Source organism: Microbacterium sp. AC215 (genome assembly GCF_979258645.1).
On sequence record NZ_OZ409869.1, the window covers coordinates 295,011 to 319,091 of the forward strand.

Annotated in this window: 27 protein-coding genes; 11 read left to right on the forward strand and 16 right to left on the reverse strand. The window is 68.1% G+C overall.

The features are described 5' to 3' along the window. The first annotated feature begins 51 nt into the window (after positions 1–51). Genes ACZZZF_RS01555 through ACZZZF_RS01570 form a run of 4 tightly spaced genes read left to right on the forward strand, consistent with a single transcriptional unit; the run spans position 52 to position 3,517 of the window. On the forward strand, positions 52–1,650 hold the full coding sequence (locus tag ACZZZF_RS01555) for an ABC-F family ATP-binding cassette domain-containing protein (protein WP_053096429.1): 1,599 nt from the start codon (positions 52–54) through the stop codon (positions 1,648–1,650). 47 nt (positions 1,651–1,697) lie between these two features. Continuing rightward, positions 1,698–2,315 (forward strand): pyridoxamine 5'-phosphate oxidase family protein, encoded by a 618-nt coding sequence (locus ACZZZF_RS01560; RefSeq protein WP_053096428.1) that lies wholly within the window; start codon positions 1,698–1,700, stop codon positions 2,313–2,315. Continuing rightward, positions 2,312–2,746: a cupin domain-containing protein gene (locus ACZZZF_RS01565; protein WP_463496788.1), complete on the forward strand. Its 435-nt coding sequence runs from the start codon at positions 2,312–2,314 to the stop codon at positions 2,744–2,746. The genes ACZZZF_RS01560 and ACZZZF_RS01565 overlap by 4 nt, the downstream gene beginning before the upstream one ends. A gap of 3 nt (positions 2,747–2,749) precedes the next feature. Then, on the forward strand, positions 2,750–3,517 hold the full coding sequence (locus ACZZZF_RS01570; RefSeq protein ID WP_463496790.1) for a LamG domain-containing protein: 768 nt from the start codon (positions 2,750–2,752) through the stop codon (positions 3,515–3,517). A gap of 6 nt (positions 3,518–3,523) precedes the next feature. Here the strand turns inward: ACZZZF_RS01570 and ACZZZF_RS01575 are convergent, their stop codons facing one another. The 4 genes from ACZZZF_RS01575 to ACZZZF_RS01590 are packed head-to-tail and all read right to left on the reverse strand — an operon-like array spanning position 3,524 to position 5,558. Further along, positions 3,524–4,324, reverse strand: coding sequence for an SURF1 family cytochrome oxidase biogenesis protein (locus tag ACZZZF_RS01575; RefSeq protein ID WP_053096422.1), 801 nt, complete (start codon positions 4,322–4,324; stop codon positions 3,524–3,526). An 8-nt stretch (positions 4,325–4,332) separates the two neighbouring features. Continuing rightward, the gene (locus ACZZZF_RS01580; RefSeq protein ID WP_187249736.1) at positions 4,333–4,527 is read right to left on the reverse strand and encodes a hypothetical protein; all 195 of its coding nucleotides are present in this window, start codon (positions 4,525–4,527) and stop codon (positions 4,333–4,335) included. Then, entirely contained in the window at positions 4,524–4,880 is a 357-nt protein-coding gene (locus ACZZZF_RS01585; protein ID WP_072591374.1) for a DUF3099 domain-containing protein, read from the reverse strand. Before ACZZZF_RS01585 ends, ACZZZF_RS01580 begins: the two co-directional genes overlap by 4 nt. A 51-nt stretch (positions 4,881–4,931) precedes the next feature. Beyond that, positions 4,932–5,558 (reverse strand): DUF4190 domain-containing protein, encoded by a 627-nt coding sequence (locus ACZZZF_RS01590; protein WP_285363213.1) that lies wholly within the window; start codon positions 5,556–5,558, stop codon positions 4,932–4,934. Between the two features lie 134 nt (positions 5,559–5,692). Between ACZZZF_RS01590 and ACZZZF_RS01595 the strand changes: the two genes are divergently transcribed. Continuing rightward, positions 5,693–6,400, forward strand: coding sequence for a beta-ketoacyl-ACP reductase (locus ACZZZF_RS01595; protein WP_053096412.1), 708 nt, complete (start codon positions 5,693–5,695; stop codon positions 6,398–6,400). Between the two features lie 21 nt (positions 6,401–6,421). Here ACZZZF_RS01595 and ACZZZF_RS01600 read toward each other — a convergent pair whose 3' ends face one another. The 3 genes from ACZZZF_RS01600 to glgC all read right to left on the reverse strand — a co-directional run bounded on the left by ACZZZF_RS01600 (position 6,422) and on the right by glgC (position 9,091). Then, the gene (locus tag ACZZZF_RS01600) at positions 6,422–7,120 is read right to left on the reverse strand and encodes an alpha/beta fold hydrolase (protein WP_053096410.1); all 699 of its coding nucleotides are present in this window, start codon (positions 7,118–7,120) and stop codon (positions 6,422–6,424) included. A gap of 32 nt (positions 7,121–7,152) precedes the next feature. Continuing rightward, on the reverse strand, positions 7,153–7,788 hold the full coding sequence (gene serB, locus ACZZZF_RS01605) for a phosphoserine phosphatase SerB (RefSeq protein WP_053096408.1): 636 nt from the start codon (positions 7,786–7,788) through the stop codon (positions 7,153–7,155). Between the two features lie 61 nt (positions 7,789–7,849). After that, positions 7,850–9,091, reverse strand: coding sequence for a glucose-1-phosphate adenylyltransferase (glgC, locus tag ACZZZF_RS01610; protein WP_053096406.1), 1,242 nt, complete (start codon positions 9,089–9,091; stop codon positions 7,850–7,852). 69 nt (positions 9,092–9,160) lie between these two features. Here glgC and glgA point away from each other — a divergent pair, with 69 nt between their 5' ends. From glgA to ACZZZF_RS01625, 3 genes are all read left to right on the forward strand, one after another. Further along, complete coding sequence (gene glgA / locus ACZZZF_RS01615) at positions 9,161–10,345, forward strand: glycogen synthase (protein WP_295101054.1); 1,185 nt, start codon at positions 9,161–9,163, stop codon at positions 10,343–10,345. Positions 10,346–10,362: 17 nt separating this feature from the next. Next, positions 10,363–11,148: an ABC transporter ATP-binding protein gene (locus ACZZZF_RS01620; RefSeq protein WP_053096402.1), complete on the forward strand. Its 786-nt coding sequence runs from the start codon at positions 10,363–10,365 to the stop codon at positions 11,146–11,148. 91 nt (positions 11,149–11,239) lie between these two features. Next, positions 11,240–11,497: a type B 50S ribosomal protein L31 gene (locus ACZZZF_RS01625; protein WP_042537536.1), complete on the forward strand. Its 258-nt coding sequence runs from the start codon at positions 11,240–11,242 to the stop codon at positions 11,495–11,497. A 96-nt stretch (positions 11,498–11,593) separates the two neighbouring features. Here ACZZZF_RS01625 and ACZZZF_RS01630 read toward each other — a convergent pair whose 3' ends face one another. Genes ACZZZF_RS01630 through ACZZZF_RS01640 form a run of 3 tightly spaced genes read right to left on the reverse strand, consistent with a single transcriptional unit; the run spans position 11,594 to position 15,181 of the window. Next, on the reverse strand, positions 11,594–11,875 hold the full coding sequence (locus ACZZZF_RS01630; protein WP_187249731.1) for a hypothetical protein: 282 nt from the start codon (positions 11,873–11,875) through the stop codon (positions 11,594–11,596). A gap of 53 nt (positions 11,876–11,928) precedes the next feature. After that, positions 11,929–13,176, reverse strand: a complete 1,248-nt coding sequence (locus tag ACZZZF_RS01635) for an alpha/beta fold hydrolase (RefSeq protein ID WP_463496793.1) — start codon at positions 13,174–13,176, stop codon at positions 11,929–11,931. A 1-nt stretch (position 13,177) separates the two neighbouring features. Further along, positions 13,178–15,181 (reverse strand): DUF262 domain-containing protein, encoded by a 2,004-nt coding sequence (locus ACZZZF_RS01640; RefSeq protein WP_463496795.1) that lies wholly within the window; start codon positions 15,179–15,181, stop codon positions 13,178–13,180. A gap of 176 nt (positions 15,182–15,357) precedes the next feature. On the opposite strand from ACZZZF_RS01640, the gene ACZZZF_RS01645 reads away from it, so the two are divergent. Together ACZZZF_RS01645 and ACZZZF_RS01650 are read left to right on the forward strand one after the other, a co-directional pair. Continuing rightward, positions 15,358–16,131: a hypothetical protein gene (locus ACZZZF_RS01645; protein WP_053096395.1), complete on the forward strand. Its 774-nt coding sequence runs from the start codon at positions 15,358–15,360 to the stop codon at positions 16,129–16,131. A 188-nt stretch (positions 16,132–16,319) separates the two neighbouring features. Next, entirely contained in the window at positions 16,320–16,823 is a 504-nt protein-coding gene (locus ACZZZF_RS01650) for a DUF3145 domain-containing protein (protein WP_053096393.1), read from the forward strand. A 139-nt stretch (positions 16,824–16,962) separates the two neighbouring features. On the opposite strand, the gene yczR is transcribed toward ACZZZF_RS01650, so the two are convergent. Next, positions 16,963–18,366 carry a MocR-like transcription factor YczR gene (gene yczR / locus ACZZZF_RS01655; protein WP_463496797.1) on the reverse strand — a complete coding sequence of 468 codons (1,404 nt, stop codon included), beginning with the start codon at positions 18,364–18,366 and terminating at the stop codon, positions 16,963–16,965. Between the two features lie 95 nt (positions 18,367–18,461). Between yczR and yczE the strand changes: the two genes are divergently transcribed. Continuing rightward, complete coding sequence (gene yczE / locus ACZZZF_RS01660; protein WP_463496800.1) at positions 18,462–19,118, forward strand: membrane protein YczE; 657 nt, start codon at positions 18,462–18,464, stop codon at positions 19,116–19,118. A gap of 65 nt (positions 19,119–19,183) precedes the next feature. Here yczE and ACZZZF_RS01665 read toward each other — a convergent pair whose 3' ends face one another. The 5 genes from ACZZZF_RS01665 to ACZZZF_RS01685 all read right to left on the reverse strand — a co-directional run bounded on the left by ACZZZF_RS01665 (position 19,184) and on the right by ACZZZF_RS01685 (position 24,059). After that, on the reverse strand, positions 19,184–20,422 hold the full coding sequence (locus tag ACZZZF_RS01665; RefSeq protein WP_053096389.1) for a beta-ketoacyl-[acyl-carrier-protein] synthase family protein: 1,239 nt from the start codon (positions 20,420–20,422) through the stop codon (positions 19,184–19,186). Between the two features lie 90 nt (positions 20,423–20,512). Further along, positions 20,513–20,761, reverse strand: a complete 249-nt coding sequence (locus ACZZZF_RS01670) for an acyl carrier protein (RefSeq protein WP_017202249.1) — start codon at positions 20,759–20,761, stop codon at positions 20,513–20,515. Between the two features lie 68 nt (positions 20,762–20,829). Then, positions 20,830–21,831, reverse strand: a complete 1,002-nt coding sequence (locus ACZZZF_RS01675) for a beta-ketoacyl-ACP synthase III (protein WP_053096388.1) — start codon at positions 21,829–21,831, stop codon at positions 20,830–20,832. Continuing rightward, positions 21,828–22,748 (reverse strand): ACP S-malonyltransferase, encoded by a 921-nt coding sequence (locus ACZZZF_RS01680; RefSeq protein ID WP_072592302.1) that lies wholly within the window; start codon positions 22,746–22,748, stop codon positions 21,828–21,830. Before ACZZZF_RS01680 ends, ACZZZF_RS01675 begins: the two co-directional genes overlap by 4 nt. A 105-nt stretch (positions 22,749–22,853) precedes the next feature. After that, complete coding sequence (locus ACZZZF_RS01685; protein ID WP_056278864.1) at positions 22,854–24,059, reverse strand: PucR family transcriptional regulator; 1,206 nt, start codon at positions 24,057–24,059, stop codon at positions 22,854–22,856. Between the last annotated feature and the right edge of the window lie 22 nt (positions 24,060–24,081).

The window sequence follows — 24,081 nt, forward strand, 5'->3', positions numbered from 1 at the left end:
GGAGTTTGGCCCCTCGGCCTGAACCCCCTTGAAAGAACGGACATCCCGCCTGTGCTTGCCGTGCACGAACTCGAGATCCGCGTGGGCGCACGCCTCCTGATGGAGAACGTGTCGTTCCGTGTGAGCGACGGAGACAAGATCGGTCTCGTCGGCCGCAACGGTGCAGGCAAGACCACGCTCACCAAGGTGCTCGCCGGCGACGTCCTTCCCTCTGGGGGCACGGTGACACGCTCCGGAGAGCTCGGCTACCTGCCCCAGGATCCCCGTTCGGGCAACCCGGAGGATCTGGCGCGCACGAGGATCCTCGATGCCCGCGGACTCGGACAGCTGAATCTCGGCATGACCGAGGCCTCGCTGGCCATGGGCTCGGAAGACCCCGCCGTGGCCGAGAAGGCGATGAAGCGCTATGCGCGCCTCACCGAGCAGTTCGAGGCACAGGGCGGATACGCCGCAGAAGCCGAGGCGGCATCCATCGCCAACAACCTCTCGCTGCCCGACCGCATCCTGGATCAGCCGCTCTCGACGCTCTCGGGCGGACAGCGTCGTCGCATCGAGCTCGCGCGCATCCTGTTCTCGGATGCGGAGACGATGATCCTCGACGAGCCGACCAACCACCTCGACGCCGACAGCGTCGTGTGGCTGCGCGAGTTCCTCAAGAACTACAAGGGCGGGCTGATCGTGATCAGCCACGACGTCGAGCTCGTCGGCGAGACCGTCAACCGCGTCTTCTACCTCGACGCGAACCGCCAGATCATCGACACCTACAACATGAACTGGAAGAACTACCTGCGCCAGCGGGTGGCCGACGAGGAGCGCCGCAAGAAGGAGCGAGCCAACGCCGAGAAGAAGGCCACCACGCTGCAGCAGCAGGCCGCCCGCTTCGGTGCGAAGGCGTCGAAGGCCGCTGCCGCTCACCAGATGATCGCGCGCGCCGAGAAGCTCCTCGCGGGTCTCGACGAGGTCCGCCAGGAAGACCGGGTGGCGAAGCTCCGCTTCCCCAAACCCGCCGCCTGCGGCAAGACCCCGATGATGGCGACGGGGCTGTCGAAGTCGTACGGATCGCTCGAGATCTTCACGGATGTCGACCTCGCGATCGACCGCGGATCGAAGGTCGTCGTGCTCGGACTCAACGGTGCGGGCAAGACCACGCTGCTGAGGATGCTCGCCGGAGTCGACGAGCCGGACACGGGCCAGCTCGAGCCGGGCCACGGGCTCAAGGTCGGTTATTACGCGCAGGAGCACGAGAACCTCGACGTGAACCGCTCGGTGCTCGAGAACATGGTCTCGGCCGCTCCGCACATCACCGAGATGGAAGCGCGCAAGGTGCTCGGATCCTTCCTCTTCACCGGCGACGATGTGCTCAAGCCCGCCGGGGTTCTCTCGGGCGGCGAGAAGACGCGTCTCTCGCTGGCGACCCTCGTGGTCTCCTCGGCCAACCTGCTGCTGCTCGATGAGCCCACCAACAACCTCGATCCCGCGTCTCGCGAGGAGATCCTCGGCGCTCTCGCGCACTACGAGGGTGCAGTCGTCCTCGTCTCGCACGACCCCGGTGCGGTGCAGTCGCTCAACCCGGAGCGCGTGCTGATCCTTCCCGACGGTGTCGAGGACCTCTGGAGCCAGGAGTACCAGGACCTCATCGAGCTCGCGTAACGCCTCCGGGGTGGGCCACGTCCGACGGGAGTGGCATAGTCGACAGGGTGACCCATGACGACTCCGACCTCGCCCTCGATCCGCTCAACGACTGGCTCAGAGGACGCCACGCTCTCACCGGCGTCGCTCCGGACTGGGACATCCGCGACCTGCCGGATGACCCGGCGGTCCTGTTCGCCGAGTGGTTGCGCGCCGCCGCCGCAGCCGGGGTGGCGGAACCGCACACGGTGACGCTGGCGACGGTCGACGCCGACGGGATCCCCGATGCGCGCACGCTCATCCTGAAGAGGATCGACGAACGAGGGTGGGCCTTCGCGAGCACGCGGTCGTCCCGTAAGGGGGCGCAGCTCGGCGCAGTGCCGGCCGCGGCCCTGAACTTCTGGTGGCAGCCGCAGGTCCGTGCAGTCCGCGTGCGCGGCCGCGTGGAGGAGGCGACGCCCGAGGAGAGCGCCGCCGACCTCGCCGCTCGCTCGGCGGCCGCACAGGCCGGCATCGCCGACGGGGACTGGGTGCTCTGGCGCATCGTCCCGAGCCGCATCGAGTTCTGGCAGGGGGAGACCGATCGGAACCACACCCGTCTCGTGTACGAGGCATCCGCGGACGGCTGGAGCCGGGCGCTCTCCGGTCGCGCCGCTGACCGCATCGAGGAGGAGGCTCGCGCATGAGCGACTTCCAGGTCATCGAGATCGGTGCGCTGGACGAGTGGCGTGAGCACCACGGCGGCTTCGATGCCGCGCGCTCCCGCGACGGTCGCCGCGTCGTCGACCACGAGCTGACGATGCAGTTCATCGGACTCACCGCGAACGCCCTCGCTCCGGGTGAAGAGGCGGGGTACTGGCACGTTCATTCACGCATCGAGGAGCTCTACGTCTTCCTCGAGGGGCGCGGGCAGATGGGTCTCGACGACGAGATCGTCGAGGTCGGCCCCGGCACCGTGATCCGAGTCGGTCAGGGGGTCGCCCGCACCTGGCGGTCTCACCCTGGCAGTGCGGGGGAGCTCCGCTGGCTGTGCATCCGGACCGGAGGCCAGGAGCTGCCGCATCTTCCCGATGACAGTGCGCGCCTGCCTGACCGGCCGCTGCCCTGGTCCGACTGAACGATGAGCGAGGTTCTCCCGCCTCCGCCGTCAGGGGTCCCGAGCTTCGCCGACGACTTCTCGACGGGGCTCGACGACGAGAAGTGGGTCGCCCACTACCTCCCGCATTGGACGGTTCCCGAGAGGTCGGCGGCGCGATATGAGATCGTCGACTCGGGGCTGCGCCTGCGTATCGACAGCGATCAGCTCGATTGGCGGAAGGAGGATGCCTCGCTCCGTGTGTCGAATGTGCAGACCGCGGTGTTCTCCGGATCCGTCGGGTCGGCGCGCGGCACGCACCGACATCGTCCGGACGGTCTGGAGGTGCGAACGGAGACGCCTCTGCACTTGCTGTTCGCTCCCGCCCGCGGACGCATCGATGTGACCGTCGCCGCGAGCGCCGACGAAGGATGCATGCTCGCCGCCTGGCTCGTCGGGATCGAACACCTCTCGGAGAGGGATGCCGGCGAGATCTGCATCTTCGAGATCGACGCGGATGCGGTCTCGAATACGACTCGAGCGCGGACCGGCATCAAGGCGCACGGTGATCCGCGTCTGCAGACCGACATGGCCGAGGTGGTGCTCCCGTTCGACGCGAGTGAGCAGCACACCTGGACAGTCGTCTGGGGTGACGGCGAGACGGTGATCGGCTGCGAGGGGAGGGTGCTGCGGCGGATCCCGCAGTCGCCTGACTATCCGCTGATGCTCCTGATCGATCTCTTCGAGATCGGGACGCCCTCGGGCCGCTACCCCAAGTCCGCCCTCGTCGTGGACGTGCGGGCCTGGGGCTGACGCGCCTCAGCGAGCGTCGAGGAGCTCGTCCTCGACGTCGGCATCGCTGTCACGGCGCCGGGACTTCTTGACGGGTGCCGGCATCCCCTCCACCTCTTCGCGGTGCTTCACGATCTCGGTGCGGATGATGTAGCCGATGAACACGAAGCCCATCAGCGCGAACAGGATCCACTGGATCGCATACGACAGATGCGGGCCGGGGTCGTCGGTAGGGGAGTCGAAGCGGCCCAGGGTGCCTTCGCCCGCCGGTTCCTCGCTCACGATCTGCCCGTACGCGCTCGTGATCACGTCTCCGTCGACCAGCTCGGCGATCGAGGGGAGGTTGATCGTCGGCACCTGGCCCTCGGGAGCGCCGCGTCCCGAGGCCGGCAGCTGCTCTCCGGGACGCAGACGCACGATGACCTCCACCTCGCCGCTCGGAGGCGCAGGAACGGCATCCGGGGAGTCACCGTCACCGGGCGGCACCCATCCGCGGTCGACGATGAACACACGTCCATCGACATCGCGGAACGGCACCAGAACCTCGAACGCACTCGTGCCGCCATGGGGCCGATTGCGCACGAGGAGCTGGTCATCGGCGATGTACTCGCCGTTCAGGACGACGGGATGCCAGACGTCGCCGGGCTCGAGCGCTCCGTCGGCGCCGATGAGGTCGGACAGCGGGACGGGATCCGCGTCATAGTTCTTCTCGACGAGAGCGATCTGCTCGGATCTCGTCTCGTTGCGCTCGAACTGCCAATTCGACAGGAAGGCGCACCCGACCGCGAAGCCGATCGCGATCAGCACGTACACGGTCCATCGACCCATCCGGGCACTCACGAGGGCACACCATCTCTCACTGTCACGGGGAAGTCTCTGGCCGCCAGGTAGTCGTGGAGGAACGAGACATGCTCGTCGCACGCGAGCCAGATCTTCTCACGGTCGGCGGCATGGATACGCGGATTGCGCCACACCACCTGCGTGGTCGCCGCGCTCCGGCATCCGGCACGCGAGCACTCCAGTCCACTCACTCGCGATCCTGGCGGCTTTCGTGGATGGTGATGACGTGAGGCGGCGGATCCTGTTCGACTGGAAGCGTCGGGGCCGGGGCAGGTGCCTCCAGCTGCTGCACGGGAGATTCCGCCGTCGTCTCGGTGCTGTCGCTTCCTGCGTTCGCGAACACCACCGCGATGTAGGGAAGGAGCGCGGCCGCGAGCGCGAAGACCCATGTGTACCAGCCGTAGGGCTGCACGAACATCATGAGCGCGAAGCAGACGATGCGGATCGTCATGGTGAGCGCGTATCGGCGCACGCGGTGGTCCGCCTCGTCTTTCGGCGACTGCGGAAGCGAGGTGACAGCAGGGACCAGTGGCTTGCTCTTCACGATGAGTCCAGCCTACGCCGGTGCGGGCACCACGGCGCGCCCGTCTGCCGCTCAGGTCGAGAAGAGGAAGGGCAGAGTGAAGGCGCCGAAGAACAGGAACCCGATGACCGTCATCACGATGCCGATGACGAGCACCGCGACCATGATGTACCCCATGATGAGGCCGGCGAAGGCCATGCCGCGTCCGCCGATCGAGGGGTTCGCCTTCGTCTGCCGGAGCGCCATGTGGCCGGTGATCACGGCGACGATCGAGGCGAGCAGAGGCACCACGGCCCAGAAGAGCACGACTCCGGCGATTCCGCAGATCAGCGACGTGACCGCGAGTCCGCTCGCCGGGCGAGGTGCGGGATAGTTCGGTGCTGCGTAGTTCGGTGCCGCGTAGTTCGGGTATCCGGTGGCGGGTTGGCCGGGAGCGGACGTCGGGTAGGGCGACGCTGCAGACGCTGAGCCGTAGGGGTGCATCGATTCGCCGCCGTGGACAGGCTGGCTCGGCGCGAAGGAAGGCGCGGCGCCCGGGTACGCCTGGGTGGGCGACGCCGGAGGGGCAGTCGGGTACGACGGCGGCTGCGCCGCCGGAGAAGGTGCCTGGTAAGGCTGTGCGGGTGGTGCCGAAGCTGCGGGCGGCGGGGGAGTCGGCTGCGGTCCGCCCGAAGGGGTGGGGATGCTGTTGTCGCTCACGGTGGCGCCTTTCGTCGGGTTCAGCGTTCCAGTCCCGGCGTCCGTCTGTCAAACGTCGCCGGTCGGACGGCGGCATCCTCGGTAGGATCGAGGACGACCAGGCCCCGACCCGAGCGGCCAGATCAGGAGTGGAAATGAGTTCTCGCGTCGTCCTCGTCACCGGCGGCAACCGCGGCATCGGCCGCGCCATCGCAGAGCGGTTCGTCCGTGACGGATACCGCGTCGCAGTGACGGCGCGGAGCGGGGAAGGCCCCGACGGCACGTTGACGGTCCGCGCGGACGTCACGGACGCCGCGGCTCTCGACGCGGCATTCACCGAGGTCGAGCAGCAGCTCGGGCCGGTGGAGATCGTGGTCGCCAACGCGGGGATCACCAAGGACACTCTCCTCCTTCGCATGAGCGAGGACGATTTCGACAGCGTCGTCGCCACCAACCTCGGCGGAACGTTCCGTGTCGTCAAGCGCGCGTCCAAGGGCATGCTGCGGGCTCGTTTCGGACGCGTCATCCTCATCTCGAGCGTCGTGGGCCTGTATGGCTCGGCGGGCCAGGTGAACTACTCCGCATCGAAGAGTGCACTCGTGGGCTTCGCGCGATCGCTGACCCGCGAACTCGGCGGACGCGGCATCACCGCGAACGTCGTCGCGCCGGGCTTCATCGAGACCGACATGACCGCAGAGCTGCCCGAGGAGACTCAGAAGCAGTACAAGGCGAATATTCCCGCCGGACGCTTCGCCACTCCTGACGAGGTCGCGGGTGTGGTCACCTGGCTCGCGGGCGACGACGCCGGCTACATCTCGGGCGCGGTCATCCCCGTCGACGGCGGCCTCGGGATGGGGCACTGAGCCGAGGCCGACGCCCTGTCGTCACCGACGGGAGACCGCCGCGTCGATGAGCTCGGCCAAGCGGCCCGGAACCGAGAACTGCGGCCAGTGTCCTGAGCCGATGCGGATGACCTCGGCATCGCCGATCGCTCGGAATTCATCCGCGTACGGGCCCCACTGCTCGAGCTCCGACTCGAGAGTCTCCTGATCCATCGCGCCCATCAGCAGTGTCACGGGTACCCCGTGGCGCTGCTCCGAGCGCAGCTCGATCGGATCGGTGGGCACCCGCGCGGGAACGCTCCGAGCCAGCGGACCGGTGCGGGCGCGGGTCGAGTCGTCGAGGTCGTCGACGTCTTCGTCGGGGAAGTAGTCCCACCCCGGGAAAGGGACGACGCCGTCGACGACCTCGAATTCGCTGATGCCGAATCCGGAGGGCGGCGGCACCGTGTCGACGAAGACGACACGCGAGACGAGGTCGGGCCGTGCGTCGGCGACGCCCCAGGCGACGTTGCCGCCGCCGCTGTGACCGACGACGGCCACGGGTGCCCCGATGTCGTCGACCGCGGCCACGGCGGCATCGACCCACTCGGCGATTCCGATGTCGGAGGAAGCGGCGGCGGGGAGACCGACGCCGGGCATCGTCAGGGGATGCACCGAGTGCCCCGCGCGTTCGAGGTCGGCGGTCACCTCGCTCCAACTGGACGCGTCGAGCCAGAGACCGGGGATGAGGATGATGTCCATGCCCCGACGCTAGACGGGGCCTCGGACATCCGCTAGGGCAGCAGCGCGATGACCTCGGAGAGGTCCTGCGGACCGATCACGAGACTCGCCGCCGCGCGTACGGCAGGCTTCGCATTGAACGCCAGTCCGAGACCGGCGACGGCCATCATCTGCAGATCGTTGGCTCCGTCCCCGATCGCGATGGTGGCGTGACGGGGGACCCCGAGCTCGTCGGCCCAGTGCTGCAGTGAGGCGGCCTTCACGGCGGCATCCACGATCTCGCCATCGACGCGGCCGGCCAGGGCGCCGTCCACGATCTCGAGGCGGTTGGCGCGCCACCGGTCTACGCCGAGCCCGGGGGCGACGTCGTCGAGGATCTCGTGGAACCCTCCGGACACGACTCCCACGACACCGCCGCGCTCATGGACGGCCGCGGTGAGCTCGCGCACCCCAGGGGTCGGCTCTATGCGCGCCAGCACGCGCGCGAACCCCGACACCGGCACGCCTTCGAGCGCAGCGACGCGGGAGCGCAGGCTCGTGGCGAAGTCGATCTCGCCGCGCATCGCGGCTTCCGTGGCCGCCTGCACCTCAGGGCCCCGCCCGACCTCATCGGCGATCAGTTCGATCACCTCGTTGCGGATGAGGGTGGAATCGGCATCGAGGACGACGAGGAAACGCGCGGCAGTCACGCCTTCGAGCCTATCGACAGCAGAACGGCCCGCTGTGCAGCCGCGTATCGCGGCGACACCGTCACCTCTCGATGAACAGGCCCTTGCCCACCACGGTGATGCCCGACTCGGTCACGGTGAACCCGCGAGCCAGATCTCGCTCGCGGTCGACGCCGACGGTCGCACCGTCCGCCAGGACCACGTTCTTGTCGAGGATGGCTCGATGGACTCTCGATCCCGCTCCCACCCGCACACCGTCGAAGACGACGGAGTCGGTGATGGTGGATCCTCCTCCGGCGAGTGTCCACGGACCCACGACGCTGCGCTCCAGATGAGTGCCCGAGAGCACGGATCCGAGCGACACGATCGAGTCGATCGCATTGCCGATGCGCCCGACGGAGTCGCGCACGAACTTCGCGGGCGGCGAGTTCACGGCCTGCGAGTGGATCGGCCACTCCATGTTGTAGAGGTTGAAGATCGGAAGCGTGGAGATCAGGTCCATGTGCGCGTCGAAGAAGGAGTCGATCGTACCCACGTCGCGCCAGTACGAGCGGTCGCGCGGCGATGAGCCGGGGACGTCGTTCCGCTTCATGTCGTAGTAGCCGGCCTCACCTCGATCGACGAAATACGGCACGATGTCGCCGCCCATGTCATGCCCGGAGGTCGGCGATTCGCCGTCTGCCTCGACCGCGGCGATCAGCGCATCCGCGTCGAAGATGTAGTTGCCCATCGAAGCGAGCACTTCGTGGGGCGAGTCCTCGAGGCCGGCGATGTCGGTCGGCTTCTCGAGGAACTGCTTGATGCGGCCGGACTCGGTGTCGGCGTCGATGACCCCGAACTGGGACGCCATGGCGAGCGGTTGGCGGATGCCCGCGACGGTGGCCTTCGCGCCGGACTCGATGTGGGCGTCGAGCATCTGTCGGAAGTCCATGCGGTAGACGTGGTCGGCGCCGATCACGACGACGATGTCGGGCTTCTCGTCGTTGATGAGGTTCAGGCTCTGCAGGATCGCATCGGCCGAGCCCGAGAACCAGCGCTTTCCGAGACGCTGCTGCGCGGGCACCGAGGTCACGTACGAGTCGAGGAGAGCTGACATGCGCCACGTCTGCGAGATGTGGCGATCGAGGCTGTGCGACTTGTACTGCGTGAGTACGACGATCTGGCGCAGACCCGAGTTGATGAGGTTCGAGATCGCGAAATCGATCAATCGGTACTGTCCGCCGAAAGGCACTGCAGGTTTGGCCCGATCGGCCGTGAGGGGCATGAGACGCTTTCCCTCGCCGCCGGCGAGGATGATGCCGAAGATCTTCTTTGGTGCGGACATGCACCAACCATAGATGCGATTCGGCTCGGCTAACTAGCATCTGGACAACTGAGTCACTACCGTCTAGACATGCGCGTCGAGATGATCACGAAGGAATACCCGCCGGAGATCTACGGAGGTGCCGGTGTGCACGTCGCCGAGCTCGTCACGGCCCTGCGGCAGAATATCGATGTACAGGTCAGAGCCTTCGGAGCTCCTCGTGACGAGGCGGGAACTTTCGCCTACCGGACACCTGCAGGACTGGCCTCCGCGAACCCCGCGCTGCAGACGCTCGGGACGGACCTCGAGATCGTCGCGGCGATCTCGGACGCCGATCTCGTGCACAGTCACACCTGGTACGCGAACTTCGCCGGGCACATCGCCTCGCAGCTTCACGGCATCCCGCACGTCCTCACCGCGCACAGCCTGGAACCGCTCCGCCCGTGGAAGGCCGAGCAGCTCGGCGGGGGATACGCGGTGTCGAGCGGAATCGAGAAGCTCGCGTACGAGAACGCGGCGGCGGTGATCGCGGTCAGCGCCGGCATGCGCGAGGACATCCTGCGGAGCTACCCGTCGGTCGACCCGACCCGGGTGCGCGTGATCCACAACGGCATCGACGTGGATCGCTGGCGGCCGGTGCAGAACCCGGCGTTCCTCGAGTCGGTCGGTATGGATCCGACCAGGCCGTCCGTCGTGTTCGTCGGCCGGATCACCCGGCAGAAGGGCCTGCCGTACCTCCTTCAGGCCGCTCGTCTGCTGCCCCCGGAGGTCCAGCTCATCCTCTGCGCCGGCGCGCCGGACACCCCCGAGATCATGGCGGAGGTGCAGGAGGGCGTACGACTTCTCCAGCAGACCCGCGAGGGCGTCGTCTGGATCGATCGGATGCTGCCGCGCGACGAGCTGTCGGCCATCCTCACCGCGGCGACGACATTCGTGTGCCCGTCCGTCTACGAGCCGCTGGGAATCGTGAACCTCGAGGCCATGGCCTGCGGCGCTGCCGTCGTCGGCACGGCGACCGGCGGCATCCCCGAAGTCGTCGACGACGGGGTCACCGGCCGCCTGGTGCCGATCGAGCAGCTCCAGGACGGCACGGGGACGCCGGTCGATCCGGAGCGCTACGTCGCCGACCTCGCTGACGTGCTCACCGAGGTGACGTCCGATCCCGAGCGAGCCCGTGCCTACGGCGCGGCCGGCCGGGAGCGGGCTCGCGACGAGTTCAGCTGGGGCGCGATCGCCGACACCACGCGCGCGCTGTACGCGGAGCTGACCGCCTGAGCCGATAGGCTGGAGGCATGTCGAGCGCTCTGGAATTCACCGACGTCGTCGTGCGCCGCGAGGGGCGCAACATCATCGATCACGTGACCTGGCAGGTCGACGATGATCAGCGGTGGGTGATCCTCGGACCCAACGGCGCAGGCAAGACGACGCTGCTCCAGCTGGCAGACACCCTTATGCACCCGACCTCCGGAACCGTCACGGTGCTGGGAGAGACCCTCGGACGCACGGATGTGTTCGAGCTGCGCCCGCGCATCGGCTTCGCGTCCTCCGCGATGGCGAAGCGCGTGCCGCGTGAAGAGACGGTTCTGAACACGGTGCTCACAGCGGCATACTCCGTGCTCGGGCGATGGAACGAGAGCTATGAGGACATCGACGAGCGTCGTGCGCTGCGCGTCCTCGGCGACTGGCGACTCGACCACCTCGCCGACCGGACCTTCGGCACGCTGAGCGACGGCGAGCAGAAGCGCGTGCAGATCGCCCGCGCCGTGATGACCGATCCCGAGCTGCTGCTGCTCGACGAGCCGACCGCGTCTCTCGACCTCGGCTCTCGCGAGGAGCTCCTTGCACTCCTGAGCGGCTATGCGTCGTCGCCGACGACGCCGGCGATGCTGATGGTCACGCACCACGTCGAGGAGATCCCGGTCGGATTCACTCATGTGCTGCTGATGCGCGAGGGGCGCATCGTCGCCGCCGGGCCCGTCGCCGAGACTCTGACGGCCGAGGCTCTGACCGAGACGTTCGGCATGCCGATCGTCCTCAGCAGCGAAGAGGGTCGATATGCGGCCCGCGCGGCATCCTGATGCGCATCTGATAGAATCGATCCTTGGTGCTCTCTGCACCGCAGACTTCCCTCGTCCCTGGCACAATCCAGGGCAGCAACTAAGGAATCCCATGAAGACTGACATTCACCCCGTGTACAAGGCTGTCGTGTTCCGCGACCTCGGCTCGGGCGAGACGTTCCTCACCCGTTCGACTGTCTCGAGCGACAAGACCATCGAGCTCGACGGCGTCGAGTACCCGGTGATCGACGTCGAGATCTCCTCGGCATCGCACCCGTTCTACACGGGCAAGCAGCGCATCATGGACTCGGCCGGTCGCGTCGAGAAGTTCAACCAGCGCTTCAAGGGCTTCGGCGGATCGTCCAAGTAACGACCCCCGCGATCGAAGGCCCCGTGTTCCTCGGAACACGGGGCCTTCGTCGTCTGCAGTGGGTTCGTCTTCTGCGGTCGGAGAGCGCGCGAGTCGTCAGACGTCGATGACGATGCGCTCTCCGTCGATGCGGCCCAGCGGGTCGCCAGGGGCCGGTGCGGGGGCGGTGCGCTGAGTCTGACGGTCTCGCTCGGCACCGGCTTCGTGCGCCGACGGCATCCACACCGCGTCGAACGATCCGCCCAGGCCGCCGCCCGCGCTCTCGTACTTCTTCTCGAGCGGAGTACGGGCGTAGACCGCCACGATCACCACCACGACCGCGGTCGCGGCGACGAGGAGGATCGCGATCGTCAGCAGGGTCCCGAGAATGTCGGCCATGACTCCAGGCTAGGCGGGACGGCTTCGATCGGCATCCGTCTGCAGGAGGATCCTCAGCGGATGCGTCGGCCCTGGGCGAGATCGATGAGATGCGTCAGCACGAGACCCGACCGCAGGCCGTTGTGCTCGTGTTCGCTCGTCACCCAGAGCTTCACGCCCGGCAGCAGGCGCGCGGTCTCGAGGGAGTACTCCAGCGGCACGTAGACGTCGTTCACGTACACGGCGGCCGCGCCCGTCGCACCCGAGGTGGCGATGGCGACCTCGTCGTAGATGCGCGGCCACTCGAACTCGGCGAGCGCGAGCGTCACATCGCGCCACGGCCGGAAGGCCGGCACGGTCTCGGTCCAGTCGCGGCGGATGTGCTCTCCGGTGAACAGCGTGACGTCGTCCCGGAAGTCCTGGGGCTCCGTCCGCTCGGCGGACCAGCGGGTCGCGTGTCCGCTGGCGTAGCTCGACTCGTGGAAGACGAAGTAGAGCGGGTTGCGCCCGCTGTAGGGCAGCGCGTGCATGAGGTCGTGGCGGAACGCGTTCGATGCGGCATCTCGCTCCAGGAGCGACCACAGGGTCTGCCAGCCCTCGTTCGTGCCGAGCGCCGAACCCACAGAGCGCAGTCGAGACGGCGAGACCACCTCGCCGTCGGGGAGCACGATGTCGCCGGCCGCTGCCCGGTCGACCAGACCCCGCATGACCTCGCGATGCTGCGGGAATCGCCGGTAGTACTGCTCGGAGGCCGCGCGCATCTTGTCATAGCAGAGCGCGTACACCTCGTCAGGATGACGATCGACGGCGCTCAGGCCGCCCGTGATGAAGACGTCCGCCAGCGAGTCCGCATCGGTGGACAGATAGGCCAAGGTCGTGAACCCGCCGAACGACTGGCCGAGCACGCTCCACGTCTCAGCGCTGAGGTGCTCGCGCATCGCCTCGCAGTCCCGGACGATCGAGTCCGCGCGGAGATGGGTCAGGTACTCGGCCACTGCCTCGGAGCCTCGTGCGAGGTCGCCGTCGCCCACGGGGGTGGACAGGCCGGTGCCGCGCTGGTCGAGCATCACGACGCGGTAGTGCGCGAGGGCCTCGTCGAGCCAGGCGGGGGAGGATGAGGCGTGGAAGGGTCGCGGCGCTTCGTGACCGGGGCCGCCCTGCAGGTAGACGAGGAAGGGGAGTCGCTCGCCTCCCTCGCGGGTGACGACGCGGGCGAAGATGTCGATCGTGCGGGTGTCTGCGGCGTCGCCCCAGACGAGCGGCACGGTCAGCGTGTGCTCCTCGATCGTGAGGTCGAAGAGGCGGTGGATGGTGGTGGTCATGTCACATCACATTCCCGATATAGGAGTACTTGACGAAGACCTCCGAGGCGATGTCGGCCTCGTGGAGCACGCCCTGCACTGCGTTCATCATGTAGTTCGAATCCCACCCCATGTAGAGGTGGTGCGTCTCGTCCAGCTGGTCCCACTGACCCTTCCAGGCCATGGTGTCGTAGATCGGACCGCCGTGAGCGGCGCAGTACGACACGGCGGCCGCGCGGGTGTCGGTCCAGGCTCGGCGGAAGACGCGGTTGAAGAGGTGCTTGACGTCGAAGACCTCCCAGCGCTCTCCGCGGTATTCGACGTACTCGAACTCGCGTTCCCACCCGGCGGGCCACCCACGGCGGCGGACGGCATCGAGGATGGGAGTGAGGCCGTCGTCATCGATCTCCGGCAGTGCGGGGCGGGCCCAGATCCGCAGCAGGTCTGCGGTCAGGCGGATCGTGCGCTGCGAGATGGCCGCGGTGCCCCAGGTGTCGGTGGCCGCGAGCGCCTTCGTCTCGGCGATCGTGCTGCGGGCGTACGCGGAGTGGCGCTTGACGGAATAGGACTCTCCGAAGACCCGCTCCGCCAGTCGCTGCTCGAGAAGCGTGAGGTTGCCGAGCGTGGGGGCGAGAGCGCGATGCGCGTTGCGTTCGTCGTCCGAGTACTCGATCCACTGGCGCACGCCGTCGCCGGACCAGCTGTCGCTGGGCACCGTGGGCACGATGTGCTCGACATCGAAGTCGATCGGGTCGTCGACCCCCTCGATGCGGCCCAGCACGTATGCCGGGTGCGCGAGCTCGCTGTACTTCACCACCGCACTCACCCGTTCGTCAGACGGGGTGATGCGGGCGAAGGCGCGAGCCAGGGCGTCGCGCCCATGCGCACGTGCGCGGCAGAGACGGGCGACCAGGCGCTCGTTCGGAAGATTGACGAGCGTCCGCCGCAGGTACATCGCCTGGATCCACTCGAGAGTCTCGACGAGCTCATCCCGCTCGATCAGACCTCGGGCGTGCTCGCTGTAGACGCTGAGGACGAGAGGGTAGGACGCCCGGCCGAAGGTGTTGACGTAGCGCAATTGCCGGGCGATCTCCGGGTCCTGCTCGCGCGAAGGATCGAGCAGGATGCCGTAGATCTCCGCGTAGTGGCGCCAGACCTCGGCATCCGCCTGCAGATGGTCCAGGTCGACGCGAGGGAACGACTGCCGGAACGCGCTGTAGACGCCGTGCTCGCCGTTGGCGGCGACCTCCCGTCCCGTCGTCATCACCAGATAGTGCCGCCAGAAGGCTCCGATCGCCTCTCCGGTGTGCCGTTCGATCGGAAGCCAGAACCGCTCCTCGACCTCGAGCTGCTCCGTGTGGGTCAGGCCCATGAGCATGTAGTTGTGGATGAGCTCGTGGTCGCGCAGCGGCTCGCCCGTCGAGTTCAGGCTCGCGAAGATCTGCTGGGCGTTCGCGTCGGCACCGAGCGTGATCGACACGTGCTCGAGCTTCTGCAGACCGGCCCAGATGAGCGGGGCTTCATCGGCGTGCACCTGGCTGCGGAAGAACGCGTAGTTGTCATCGAACCGCGACTCGCGGTCGGCGTGGCCGTCGCGTTCGAGCACCACGGATTCGTAGAGCTCGGCCCACGCGTCGTGCGGGCGCAGCTTCGTGCGGGTGGGGTCGTCGGGGCGCACGAGCACGCGGTCGAGATCGGCGGCGAGCCGGGGGTCGGAGTCCTGGACCGCATGCCGAAGGGCCGCGACCAGCAGCATCAGCGTGGTGATGCGCTGCTGCCCGTCGATCAGGACGAGGTCGGTGTCGGCATCGCTGTCGTCGGCCGCCGACAGGATCGACCCGATGAAGTGGCGGTGGGATGAGTCCTCGCGGGCGACCGCACGGACGTCCGAGAGAAGCTGCTCGCACCCGCCGATGTCCCACCGGTACTGGCGCTGGTACACCGGCACGACGATGGTCGTGGAGTCCTCTGCGAGCCACTCGATCGTGTTGACAGCTGTCGCCTCGACGTTGGTCGCAGTGCTCATGCTGGTGTCTCGTCCTCCCGTAACGCCCGGCGCCGAGGAGTCGCCAGGCGCCCGATTCAGTCTATTCGCTTATTCACGGCGGCCCTCGGCGGCGCTCCAGAGGTGCCCTGTTAGGCTTGCCTTATCAGGGCCTGTTAAAACGTGCTGGCCCCCGATGAAGGGACATGACCTAGATCATGGGATACATCAAATCGAAGGCGCTCGAAGACAAGGGCTTCGTCGTGCTCGACAGCTACGACCAGGAGCTCGACCCCAAGGAGTGGCTCGACATCGAGTACAACGACTGGAAGTCGTCGGGCGACACCCGCTTCGCGCCGCTCGCCAGCGCCAAGGGCGAGATCGAGTGCAACGGCTTCTGGAACCACAAGCCGCCGCGCACCGACAAGGACGGCGTCTGGATCGACTCGCAGACGGCGAAGGCTCCGAACCTCACGCGTCGCGCACAGGAGCCCGGCGCCAACGTCGGTCGCTGCCGCGTCATCGAGCTGCAGCCGACCCCGTACGGCGAGTGCCTGTACAACCTCCACCAGGACGACAACAACCGCCTGAACCCCGACGGCACCGGATGGGTCGTGCGCGGATTCTTCAACCTCAGCGACGACAAGGACAGCTTCTTCGTCCTGCGCGAGAACCGCACGGACCCGAGCATCGAGTACCGCATCGCCCTGCCCGCCGGTGCACAGCTCATCGTCGACACGCAGCGTCTGTGGCACGCCGCGACGCACGTGGGCACCGAGCCCCGCTACTGCCTCATCACGTCGTGGACGTCCGGCCCTGAGCTCGACGCCTACATCGAGAAGTACCACGGCACCCAGGACGTGCCGAACGTCGAGGTCCCGCAGGAGGTCCTCGAGGCCGGCTACGCCGAGCAGGCTCGCCGTGACGCCGCCCGTGCCGCGTACTACGCCGCCAAGGGGCAGCAGGTCAAGCAGGCCATGAGCGAGGCCTGAGCCTCATCCGAATCAGGACCGGCGACGGTCCGAAGGCCCCGGTCCTCGTGACCGGGGCCTTCTTCGTGGAATCACATGCTTGTGATTTCGCCTGGTCTGGGCGAGAATAGCCCCATAACCGCATATTCACGCCAGTTCTCGGTGTTTCAGGTCGTTGGGGAAGACGCACCTGATGAAACGGAGAGATCATGGCGACGGCTTACGCACGCGGAGTGGTGTTCATCCACTCTGCACCTCGCGCGCTCTGCCCGCACCTGGAATGGGCGGTCGGACGCGCCATCGGTCGTGCGGTGAACTTCGACTGGAGCGACCAGCCCGTGCTCGACGGCGCACGCCGTGCCGAGTTCTACTGGGATGGTCCGGTCGGCACGGGTGCTGCTCTCGCGACCGCGATCCGCGGGTGGGAGCATCTCCGCTTCGAGGTGACCGAGGATCCGACTCCTCGCAGTGACGGCGGGCGCTGGCTGCACACTCCCGACCTCGGGATCCACTACGCCCAGACGGATGCGGCCGGCAACATCGTCATCGGCGAGGACCGCATCCGCTACGCGATGGAGATCGCGGCCGGGAGCGCGACCGAGCTGCAGCGTGAACTCGACATCGCACTCGGCTCGGCCTGGGACGAGGAGCTGGAGCCGTTCCGCCACGCGAGCGATGACGCGCGTGTCGTGTGGCTGCACAAGGTCGGCTAGGCAGCCGCCCACAGACCTGGAAGGGGAAGGCGCGAGTATCGGATGCCGGTGAGCGATCCCGGACGCTGAGAAGGCGAATTCCCTTTCCATACATGACGAGGACCCCGCCCCTGGGCAACAGGGACGGGGTCTTCGTCCGTCAGATGACGGCTGACCGGGCCATGTCGGTGCGGGCGGTGGTTCCGCCGGACATCACGTCGTCCCACGCGAGCCGCAGTCGCTGCATCGCCTCGGCGGTGCGCTCCGGGGGCAGCGTGATCGGGATGCGCAGGCGCCGCTCGAGCACGCCACCCGTGGAGAAGCGAGGTCCGGGCGGGAGGATCAGCCCGTGATCACGTGCGGCCAGCGACAACTCCGTCGAGACGGGAGCGCCGAGATCGAGCCAGGCGGACAGTCCGCCGTTCGTCTGAGGCATCGAGAGGCTCTCGATCGATTCGAGTCCCACCGCCACGGCATCACGACCCGCGTGCAGGCGTGACGCGACGTGCGAGGTGAGAGCGGGCATCTCGCGCAGCAGCTCGACGGCGATGCACTGCTCGAGCAGCGCCGTGCCGAGCTCGAACGAGGGGCGGACGGCGAGCAGGCGGGTGATCATCGCGCGGTCGGCACGGATCCAGCCGATGCGCATGCCGCCCCAGGCGATCTTCGACATCGAGCCGACGGTGATGACGCGCGGGCCGAACGCCGCGAGAGGACGTGGAGTCCAGCCTCGATCGATGTCGAGCTCCGCGGTCGTCTCGTCGACGACGAGATGCGTCCCGACGCTCTGCGCTGTCGCCGCTATGCGTGACCGGGCCGTGTCGGGCAGCGTCGCGCCGGTGGGATTGTGGAAGTCGGGGATCAGATACGCCAGGTGGGGGCGACTGCGAAGAAGCGTGTCGGCGATGTGGCGCTCATCCCACCCGGTGACATCCACCGGAGTCGGCACCAGTCGGTAGCCATGGCGGTGGAACGCCTCGAGAGCGTGCGGGAAGGTCGGCTGCTCGACGAGTGCACGCTCTCCGCGTCGGCCGATCGTCGCGAGCACCAGGTTGAACGCGTGGAGAGCGCCGGACGTGATCATGATCTCGTCGGCATCCGTCGGGAGCCCCCGCTGCGTGAAGCGCTCGGCGACTGCGTCACGCAGCTCGGGGAGGCCCTGCAGCGAGTATCCGCTCGTGCCGCGCAGCGCGGCCAGACGGGGGAGCGATCGTACCGTCGCGTCGTACAGCCCCGGCGTCGAATCCATCGAGGCGATCGACAGATCGATCGCCGAGGCGTCAGCCACAGGACCGACACGTGCTGCGGTGTGCGGAAGCGTGACACGGGTGCTGCCTCCGTGCCGTCGCGAGACGTAGCCGTCGACCTCGAGGAGCCCGTACACGCGGGTCGTGGTGGAGCGGGACCGCCGCAGCTCGAGGGCGAGCGCTCGCTCGGACGGCAGACGCTCGCCCACCGTCAGTCGACCGTCGAGGATCAGCGCACGGATCTGTTCGGCCAGGGCCTTCGCTGTACCGCCGGCGACGTTCTGTGCGCCGAGCTGCTGGACGAGTCGTGAGGTCATCTGTCCAGCATGCCGCAAAGTGGCCTGAGGAAAGCAGGCCACTTCTCGTCGAGTGGACGTCTGGCGCGCATCCGCGGCGGGTGCACGATGGAGGGATGCAGCTCCGTTCCGTCTTCCTCCCCATCGCAGCCACCAGTCGTCGTGACATCATCGAGCGCATCGTCCAGCTGCTCGTCGGGCTGTTCCTCTACGGTGTGGCACTCGGTCTGATGGTGCGCGGAGGCATCGGCGTCGCGCCCTGGGATGTCCTCGCTCTCGGCATCGCCGGAAACGCAGGCATCGGCTACGGGGTGGTGACGGTGCTCGTCTCCGTGCTGGTGCTGCTCCTGTGGATCCCCCTGCGGCAGCGCGTCGGTCTCGGCACGCTGCTCAATGCACTGCTCGTCGGACCGAGTGCAGATCTCGCACTGTTCGTCCTCCCCGTGCCCCCGTCGTTGTGGGTGGGTGCCCCGATGTTCGTGGCGGGGCTGCTGCTCCTCGCGTTCGCCACCGGGCTCTACATCGCCGCGGACTTCGGTCCCGGCCCGCGCGACGGCCTCATGACGGGTCTCGTCGGGCGAACGGGCTGGCCGGTCTGGCTCGTCCGCACTCTGATCGAGGGCAGCGTGCTGCTGATCGGGTTCCTGCTCGGCGGACCTGTGGGCGTGGGAACCGTGCTCTTCGCGTTCGGAGTGGGGCCGCTGATCGGGTGGTTCCTGCCCTGGACGACGCGGGTGCGGGCGGCTCGCTCACGACAGCTCGCCCGCGCGTAGTCCCACCGCTGTCGACGACAACGGCCCCCGGGATCACCCGGGGGCCGTTCTCTCTTCCACCTCAGTCAGTCGGCGCTTGCGAACACGGCGACGGCGTTGTGCCCGCCGAAGCCGAACGAGTTGCTGATCGCGTAGAGCTGACCGTCGCCGAGGGGCTGCGGTTCACCTGAGAGCTTGAACGGCACGGCCGGGTCGGGCTCGGTCATGTTGATGGTCGGCGGAGCGACGCGGTCCCGCAGGGCGAGCAGCGAGAAGATCGCCTCGAGGGCTCCGGTGCCGCCGAGCAGGTGCCCCGTCGACGCCTTCGTGGCCGACACGGGGATCTCATCGATCCGGTCGCCGAAGACCTTCTTGAGTGCGACGTACTCGTTGGGGTCGCCGACCGGGGTCGACGTCGCGTGGGCGTTGATGTGGGCCACCTGGTCGGCGCTGATGCCGGCCTCGTCGAGAGCCTGGGTGACGGCGCGGGCGGCACCGTTGCCCTCGGGGTCATTGCCCGTGATGTGATAGGCGTCTGCCGTGACGCCACCGCCGAGCACGTAGCCGTAGATCTTGGCGCCGCGCGCCCGGGCGTGCTCCTCGGTCTCGAGGATCAGCGCCGCAGCGCCCTCTCCCATCACGAAGCCGTCACGGTCGATCGCGCCGGGGCGCGAGGCGGTCGCCGGGTCGTCATTGCGCCGCGACAGGGCCTGAGCCGAGGCGAAGGACGCCATCGTGATCGGGTGGATGGCGGATTCGGTGCCACCCGCGATCACGACGTCGGCGAGACCGTCCTGCAGGTGGTGGAAGGCGTGGATGATCGACTCGGTGCTCGATGCGCAGGCACTCACGACGGTCTGCGCGTAGGCGCGAGCCTGGAACTGCAGCGACAGGTTGCCGGCAGCGGCGTTCGGCATCAGCATCGGAACGGTCAGCGGCATCACCCGGCGCGGTCCCTTCTCGCGCAGGGTGTCCCAGGCGTCGAGGAGAGTCCAGAGGCCGCCGATGCCGGTGGCGAAGTCGACACCGAGGCGCTCGGGTGCGACCTCGGGCGAGCCGGCATCCGCCCAGGCCTCGCGCGCCGCGATGAGCGCGAACTGCGACGACGGGTCGAGACGCTTCGCCTCGTGGCGGGGAAGGACCTCTTCGGGGCGGACGATCGCCTCAGCGGCGAAGGTCACGGGGAGTTCGTACTGCTGCACCCAGTCGTGCTCGAGAGTGCGGGTGCCGGACTGGCCTGCGAGCAGGTTCGTCCAGTTCTCGGGAGCTGTCCCGCCGATGGCGGACGTGGCGCCGATGCCGGTGACGACGATGCGCTTGGTCATGTGTGGTTCCTTGTCAGGCGGGTCGAGCAGAGGGCGGGCAAGGCGGAGGATGCCACGCCCCGCAGATGCGGGGGTGGCATCCTGCGTGGATTACTCCTGGCCTGCGACGATGAAGTTGACGGCGTCGCCGACGGTCTTGAGGTTCTTGACCTCGTCGTCGGGGATGGTGACGCCGAACTTCTCCTCGGCGTTGACGACGATCGTCATCATCGAGATCGAGTCGATGTCGAGGTCGTCGGTGAACGACTTCTCGAGGGCGACCTCGGAGGCGTTGATGCCGGTCTCGTCGGTGATCAGCTCTGCGAGGCCAGCGAGGACCTCATCGTTGGTGAAAGCCATGTGGTCTTCCTCTTTCTTACGGGTTGTATTCGGAACCGTGGAACAGTCTAGGGAAAGTCGGCGCGTTGTCAGGGAAGGACGACGACCTGAGCGGCGAACACGAGACCCGCGCCGAAGCCGATCTGCAGTGCGAGGCCGCCGGAGAGCTCGGGGTGCTCGGCCATCAGACGGTGACTCGCGAGCGGGATGGAGGCCGCCGACGTGTTGCCGGTGGTCTCGATGTCGCGGGCGATCACGGTGCTCTCCGGAAGCTTGAGCTGCTTCGCGAACTCGTCGATGATGCGCATGTTCGCCTGGTGCGGGATGAACGCGGCGATGTCCGTCGGCTCGACGCCGGCCCGGTCGAGCGCTTCGCGCGCGACCTTCGCCATCTCCCAGACCGCCCAGCGGAAGACCGTCTGGCCCTCCTGACGAAGGGTGGGCCACGGCACCTCGCCGTCGCGGAACTCGGTGAGCGTCGCATTCATGCCGACAGCGTCGGCCTTCGACCCGTCCGATCCCCACACTGCGGGCGCGATGCCCGGCGTGTCGCTCGGGCCGATGAGCGCGGCTCCGGCACCGTCGCCCAGCAGGAACGAGATGCTGCGGTCGGTCGGATCGACGACGTCGGACAGCTTCTCGGTTCCGATCACGAGCGCGTAGCGGGCGGCGCCGGACCTGATCAGCGCATCCGCCTGGGTGATCGCATAGGCATAGCCGGCGCAGGCGGCGTTCACGTCGTAGGCCGCGGCGGGATTCGCACCGACGCGGTCGGCGACGATCGCGGACACCGACGGCGACTGCTTGGGGTTGCTGATGGTGGCGACGATCACGAGGTCGACCTGGTCAGCGGGGATGCCCGACTTCTCGATGGCCTCAGCGCCGGCGATCGCGGCGAGATCGATCGCGTCCGTGTCCTTGTCCGCGCGAACACGTGTGACGATGCCGGTCCGCTGGCGGATCCACTCGTCGCTCGAGTCGATCGGTCCGATGAGGTCCTCGTTCGGCACGGCGTTCTCGCCCCGGGCAGCGCCGAAGGAGTAGATGCGGGTGTAGGCGGGACCGGTGATCTGGTTCAGGGTGGGGCTCATGCGGCTTCTCCGTTCAGCAGCGCGACGGCCGCATCGAGATCATCGGGGGTCTTCACGGCGACGGTCGGCACGCCGCGCAGGCCGCGCTTGGCGAGACCGGTCAGCGCGCCCGCCGGGGCGAGCTCGATCAGGCCGGTGATGCCCTGGTCGGCGAACGAGGCCATGCACAGGTCCCAGCGCACCGGCGAGGAGACCTGGTCGACGAGATAGGTCAACGCCTGCGAACCGTCACTGACGACCGAGCCGTCGCGGTTGGTCCACAGTGTGATGTCGGGATCTGCGGGAGTCACGGTCGACACGGCGTCACGCAGCGCGGCGACGGCCGACCCCATGAACGAGGTGTGGAACGCGCCCGCCACCTGCAGAGGGATGACGCGGGTTCCCTTGACGGGCTCGGTGGCGAGAGCGTCGAGCCCGGCGAGCTCACCGGCCACGACGAGCTGGCCGCCGCCGTTGTAGTTGGCGGGGGAGAGACCGAGCTCGCTCAGACGGGTGAGGATGGCCTCCTCGTCTCCGCCGAGCACGGCGCTCATGCCGGTCGGAGTCTGGGCGGCGGCATCGGCCATCGCGCGGCCGCGGATGCCGACGAGGCGCATGCCGGTCTCGGCATCGATCACTCCGCTGCCGACGAGTGCGGCGATCTCGCCGACGGAGTGTCCGGCGACGCCGTCTGCTCGGCGACCCGCGCGAGCGGTGAGTGCGGCGGCGGCGATGAGGGACGCGGCGACGATCAGCGGCTGGGCGATGCGCGTGTCGCGGATCGTGTCAGCATCCGACACCGTTCCGTGCTGCCGGAGGTCGACCTCGGAGGCCTCGGAGTACGAGGCGAGAGTCTCCGTCACGCCGTCCAGCTCGAGCCAGGGGGAGAGGAAACCGGGGGTCTGCGAGCCCTGTCCAGGGCATACGACGACAATCACCACCCCAGTCTGCCAACGATCTGACAGAAGTGGTGGATGATCCATCACAAGATTCCGAAGAACCCTTGTGTGTGGCGTACAGCTGAAGCGTGTCTGGTGCGGCGATCAGCGTGAGGGACGCCGCAGCGGAGGGCGACGTCGCACCTGCTCGGCGGCGCCGATCGAACCGAGGATGAGCGCCGTCTGCAGGATCAGAGCCTCGCGTGGGCCCGTGGCGTCCCAACCGATGACCTCGCTGACGCGCTTCAGGCGATAGCGCACGGTGTTCGGGTGCACGAACAGCTCGCGGGCGGTCGCCTCGAGGGAGCGACCGTTGTCGAGGTAGCTCCACAGCGTCGTCACGAGGTCGGTCGAATGCGCCTGCAGCGGTCGGTAGATGCGCTCGATCAGCGTCTGCTTGGCGAGCGGATCACCGGCGAGGGCACGCTCGGGAAGCAGGTCGTCGGCGTCGACGGGCCGCGGAGCGCTCCGCCACGCCCGCGCCACGGCGAACCCGGCGAGGGCGGCTCGGGCGCTCTGGCTCGCGTCGACGAGCGCGGCGACCGCGGGGCCGAGCACGACGTAGCCCGGACCGAAGGAGGGCTCGAGGCGCGTCGCGATCTCTTCGAAGCCGAGTTCCTCCTCTTCGCCCTCCGCGAGCTCCTGGCCGGCGACGCGTGCCCGCCCGATGACGAGAACGAGGCGCGAGCCCTGCACGCCGATCAGCACATCGACCGCGAGCTTGCGTGCCGTGCGACGCACCAGATCGACATCGAACTGCGGGGGAGTCGTGCCCACCAGCACCGCGACCTCGCCGTGTCCGTGCCAGCCCAGCGCGGCGATGCGACTCGGCAGCTCTTCGTCGGCTTCGCCGGTCAGGATCGAGTCGACGACGAGCGCCTCGAGCCTGGCATCCCAGAGGCCGCGGGCCTCAGCAGCGCGGGCGTAGACGTCGGCCGCGGCGAAGGCCACGTCGCGAGAGTAGAGGAGGATCGCCTCGCGGAGATCTGCACCCCGACCCGCGACCCTCTCTTCCGTCACCTCGACGGTGACGCGGATCAACTGGAGGGTCTGCTGCAGGCTGACGCTGCGGAGCAACTCGCGCGGTGCCGCCGCGAAGATGTCGGCGGCGATCCACGGCGTCGACGTCGGGTCCTCGTACCACTGGATGAACGAGGTGATGCCCGCCTGGGCCACCAGCCCGACCGCAGAGCGGCGGGCTGGTGGCATGTCGGCGTACCACGGGAGGGTGTCCTCGAGGCGCTTGATCGTCACCGAGGCGATGTCACCGGAGATCCGGCGCAGCCAGGTGAGCGTGGCGGACTTGTCCATGCCGCGCGAAGAGGAACCCGTC

What these genes read in the sequence shown, in the direction of transcription:
- ACZZZF_RS01670 (WP_017202249.1), bottom strand. Translation starts at nt 20,761, where the DNA reads ATGGCTTTCACCAACGATGAGGTCCTCGCTGGCCTCGCAGAGCTGATC.
- ACZZZF_RS01635 (WP_463496793.1), bottom strand. Translation starts at nt 13,176, where the DNA reads ATGACCACCACCATCCACCGCCTCTTCGACCTCACGATCGAGGAGCAC.
- ACZZZF_RS01595 (WP_053096412.1), top strand. Translation starts at nt 5,693, where the DNA reads ATGAGTTCTCGCGTCGTCCTCGTCACCGGCGGCAACCGCGGCATCGGC.
- ACZZZF_RS01600 (WP_053096410.1), bottom strand. Translation starts at nt 7,120, where the DNA reads ATGGACATCATCCTCATCCCCGGTCTCTGGCTCGACGCGTCCAGTTGG.
- ACZZZF_RS01620 (WP_053096402.1), top strand. Translation starts at nt 10,363, where the DNA reads ATGTCGAGCGCTCTGGAATTCACCGACGTCGTCGTGCGCCGCGAGGGG.
- ACZZZF_RS01575 (WP_053096422.1), bottom strand. Translation starts at nt 4,324, where the DNA reads ATGGGTCGATGGACCGTGTACGTGCTGATCGCGATCGGCTTCGCGGTC.
- ACZZZF_RS01570 (WP_463496790.1), top strand. Translation starts at nt 2,750, where the DNA reads ATGAGCGAGGTTCTCCCGCCTCCGCCGTCAGGGGTCCCGAGCTTCGCC.
- ACZZZF_RS01665 (WP_053096389.1), bottom strand. Translation starts at nt 20,422, where the DNA reads ATGACCAAGCGCATCGTCGTCACCGGCATCGGCGCCACGTCCGCCATC.
- ACZZZF_RS01650 (WP_053096393.1), top strand. Translation starts at nt 16,320, where the DNA reads ATGGCGACGGCTTACGCACGCGGAGTGGTGTTCATCCACTCTGCACCT.
- yczR (WP_463496797.1), bottom strand. Translation starts at nt 18,366, where the DNA reads ATGACCTCACGACTCGTCCAGCAGCTCGGCGCACAGAACGTCGCCGGC.
- glgA (WP_295101054.1), top strand. Translation starts at nt 9,161, where the DNA reads ATGCGCGTCGAGATGATCACGAAGGAATACCCGCCGGAGATCTACGGA.
- ACZZZF_RS01645 (WP_053096395.1), top strand. Translation starts at nt 15,358, where the DNA reads ATGGGATACATCAAATCGAAGGCGCTCGAAGACAAGGGCTTCGTCGTG.
- ACZZZF_RS01625 (WP_042537536.1), top strand. Translation starts at nt 11,240, where the DNA reads ATGAAGACTGACATTCACCCCGTGTACAAGGCTGTCGTGTTCCGCGAC.
- yczE (WP_463496800.1), top strand. Translation starts at nt 18,462, where the DNA reads ATGCAGCTCCGTTCCGTCTTCCTCCCCATCGCAGCCACCAGTCGTCGT.
- ACZZZF_RS01640 (WP_463496795.1), bottom strand. Translation starts at nt 15,181, where the DNA reads ATGAGCACTGCGACCAACGTCGAGGCGACAGCTGTCAACACGATCGAG.
- ACZZZF_RS01675 (WP_053096388.1), bottom strand. Translation starts at nt 21,831, where the DNA reads ATGAGCCCCACCCTGAACCAGATCACCGGTCCCGCCTACACCCGCATC.
- ACZZZF_RS01630 (WP_187249731.1), bottom strand. Translation starts at nt 11,875, where the DNA reads ATGGCCGACATTCTCGGGACCCTGCTGACGATCGCGATCCTCCTCGTC.
- glgC (WP_053096406.1), bottom strand. Translation starts at nt 9,091, where the DNA reads ATGTCCGCACCAAAGAAGATCTTCGGCATCATCCTCGCCGGCGGCGAG.
- ACZZZF_RS01685 (WP_056278864.1), bottom strand. Translation starts at nt 24,059, where the DNA reads ATGGACAAGTCCGCCACGCTCACCTGGCTGCGCCGGATCTCCGGTGAC.
- ACZZZF_RS01565 (WP_463496788.1), top strand. Translation starts at nt 2,312, where the DNA reads ATGAGCGACTTCCAGGTCATCGAGATCGGTGCGCTGGACGAGTGGCGT.